Below are 2,709 nucleotides of genomic sequence, written 5' to 3'. Positions count from 1 at the left end.
GCCCGAAGCGGGCGGCGAGGGCGTCGGAGACACCCGGGGAGGCGACGTCGGCGTTGGTGTGCGCCGTGTAGAGCGCCACCCCGGCCCGGATCAACCGGTGGATGATCCGCCCCTTGAAGGTCGTCGCGGCGACCGACGACACCCCGCGCAGCAGCAGCGGGTGATGCGAGACGATCATGTCCGCGTCCGCGGCGAGCGCCTCGTCGACCGTCTCGGGCACCACGTCGACCACGCAGAGCACCCGGCGGACCGGGGCGGCCGGCTCGCCGAGCACCAGGCCCACCCGGTCCCACTCCTCCGCCCAGACCGGCGGAAAACGCCGTTCCAGCTCGGCCACCACGTCGCCGACAGTCGGGGCGGATCCGCTTGTGCTCACGGCGGGCCAGCTTACCGGCGTGGCGGCCACCGGGCGGTGACACCCGGCCCGGCCGCGTCGGACGGACGCCCTAGGCGGCGGTCCAGGAGACGGTCTGCAACGCGGCCAGCGGCATCGCCCAGGGGAAGGCGTGCATGTGCTGTTCCCCCGTCCCGGGCGGATGCAGCGCGATCACGTCGTCGCCGAAGAGCACGGTGACGCCCCACTCGGCCAACCGGGCCACCCCGGCCCGAAACGCCGGATGGCAGGCCATCGCCGCGTTGGTGTACGGCACCGCCACGATGGGGACGCCCTTGCCCTGGGCCTCGACCAGCAGCCCGAGCGCCAGGGTGTCGGTGATCCCGGCCGCCCACTTGTTGACCGTGTTGACGGTGGCCGGGCAGACGATCATGGCGTCGGCGGGCGGCAGCACGTCCGGGTCGCCGGGATTCTTGTAGTGCATCCGCACCGGATGGCCGGTCTGTCGAATCAGGGCCGACTGGTCGACGAACTTCGCCCCGTCCGGCGTGGTGATCACGCAGACGTCCCAACCGTCCTGTTGGGCGAGGTCGACCAGACGACCGACGTGCCGTGCCAGCGGCGAACCGCAGGCGATGACGTAGAGCACCTCGCGGTGCCCGCTGTTGCGCGTTGTACCGGCCATCAGACCGGCTCCGCGCTCATACCCCTACTCCCATGTGCTCAGCCAACTCCGCTACCGGAGAAGGCGGCGCACCACGTGTGCGACGGAGGATGTCCGACATCACCTCGTGCGCGATCGGCCGGCAGCGGATCTCCGACGGGGCGAGCCGATCACCGAGCAGCAGCATCTCGCCGGCGTTCGCCACGTCACCGATCTGGGCGTAGCCGCGGGCGATGTCGAGCAGGTGGTGGGCGCGACGCTCGGGCAGCAGCGCGTTGAAGGACGGCTCCGCGATGCGCAGCCGGTGCACCTCCACGGCCCGCCCACCGTCGCCCAGCTCCACTGCGGCGGCGGCCCGGTGCAGCTCGACGTTGGTCGGGCCGAACGACGTCCAGTAGTGGTTGTGGTCGCCACCGAGCAGGTTGGCCGCCTCCTGCGCAGCGTTGATCAGGTCGTCGACGCTGGCCGAGTCGCCGATGCGGGACGCGGCCATCGCGCCCTGGAGCAGCAGCATCCCGTAGACGGAGAGGCGGGCCGGGGAGACCTCGTTGCTCCCACCCGGTGCCAGCCGGTTGGCGATCTGGACGTTCAGCTCCAGCGCGGGACGGGCCCGCCCCATCGCGACCAGGGCGTTGCACACCCGCGTGGTGGCGATCCCGGCCAGCAGAGGGTCGTCGGCGCGCTGGGCCACCGCCATCGACCGGTCGGCGGCCAACCAGGCGAGCTCGCACTCGCCGAGCTTGCGCAGCACCGAGGAGGCGATCTGGTAGACCTGGCCGAGCAGGTGGGCCGCCTCGGCGGCCTGCTCACCGCCGTACGCGGCGTCGGCCGCCTGGGCGTCGCGCAGCAGCTTGGGCAGCGCCCGGGTGAGCATCCCGTAGCGGCCGTACTGGTAGGTGAGCCAGGCGTGGTTGACGGCCTTGCGCATGTCGTCCATCGGCGGCGGGAACGGCGCCGCGTCGAAGTACGCGCTCATCGAGTCGTAGCGTTCCAGCGCCGCCCGGATCTCCTGCACCTCGACTTGGTCGATGCAGTTGAGGGCGTCGGCGCGGCGCTCCGGATCCTTGCCCATCAGCAGCTGGACGTCCATCTGGAGGATGTCGGCGATCTCGTAGAGGACGGAGAACTTGTCCAGCCGGCGGACGCCGCGCTCGACCTTGTCCACCCAGCTCTTGGACTTGCCCAGCCGGTCCGCGAAGACCTGTTGGGACATCTTGCGTCGCCCCCGCCAGTAGGCCACTCGCCGTCCTATGGGTAGCTCGTCCATCTCCCCATCCTCCCCTGCCACCGACGACCAATCGAGTCGGGGCGATGTCCGCGGGTGCGGCGGCCGCTTTTCACTTTCAGGTTTTGGCTGGTCGCACAGGATGTACGTCAGCCGTACAGCTGGTCCTCGTACTTTTCGTGCAAGTTGCACGAGCCGTTCGTCAACCTCAACGATCGTGGGTTACGGCAGTGACGGTGCTCGACATGCGACCTGGCGAACGCCGGGACCGACGAGAGGAGTTGGCACACATGTGGGGGAATGTCGGACCGCGCGTCGCCGAACTGTCGCCGCTGGAACGGGTCCGGCTGCGCCGGGTCGCCATCCGGTACGCCGCACACGGCTGGCAGGTCACACCGGGCGCCTGCCTGGCCCGCAGCCGTTTCGTCTGCGGCCGGGCCGGCTGTCCCACGGTGGGCTGCCATCCCGCCCTGGAGAACTGGGAGC

The 2,709-nt window shown here is 70.7% G+C and carries 3 protein-coding genes and 1 pseudogene; 1 reads left to right on the top strand and 3 read right to left on the bottom strand.

The window, feature by feature from the left end:
* The 3 genes from KBX53_RS28830 to KBX53_RS28820 all read right to left on the bottom strand — a co-directional run.
* Positions 1-376, bottom strand: a 376-nt coding sequence (locus KBX53_RS28830) for a Nif3-like dinuclear metal center hexameric protein (protein WP_210862737.1), incomplete at its 3' end; no start/stop codon positions are given.
* A 70-nt stretch (positions 377-446) separates the two neighbouring features.
* Positions 447-1,019 (bottom strand): flavoprotein, encoded by a 573-nt coding sequence (locus tag KBX53_RS28825; protein ID WP_210862735.1) that lies wholly within the window; start codon positions 1,017-1,019, stop codon positions 447-449.
* A 16-nt stretch (positions 1,020-1,035) separates the two neighbouring features.
* Complete coding sequence (locus KBX53_RS28820; RefSeq protein WP_030330215.1) at positions 1,036-2,265, bottom strand: helix-turn-helix domain-containing protein; 1,230 nt, start codon at positions 2,263-2,265, stop codon at positions 1,036-1,038.
* Between the two features lie 248 nt (positions 2,266-2,513).
* Between KBX53_RS28820 and KBX53_RS28815 the strand changes: the two are divergent.
* Positions 2,514-2,709, top strand: a pseudogene (locus KBX53_RS28815) (DNA primase); the annotation flags it as partial.

It is taken from the genome of Micromonospora sp. M51 (assembly GCF_018070305.1).
GTDB lineage: Bacteria > Actinomycetota > Actinomycetes > Mycobacteriales > Micromonosporaceae > Micromonospora > Micromonospora parva.
This window is presented reverse-complemented; position numbering and strand designations above follow the sequence as displayed.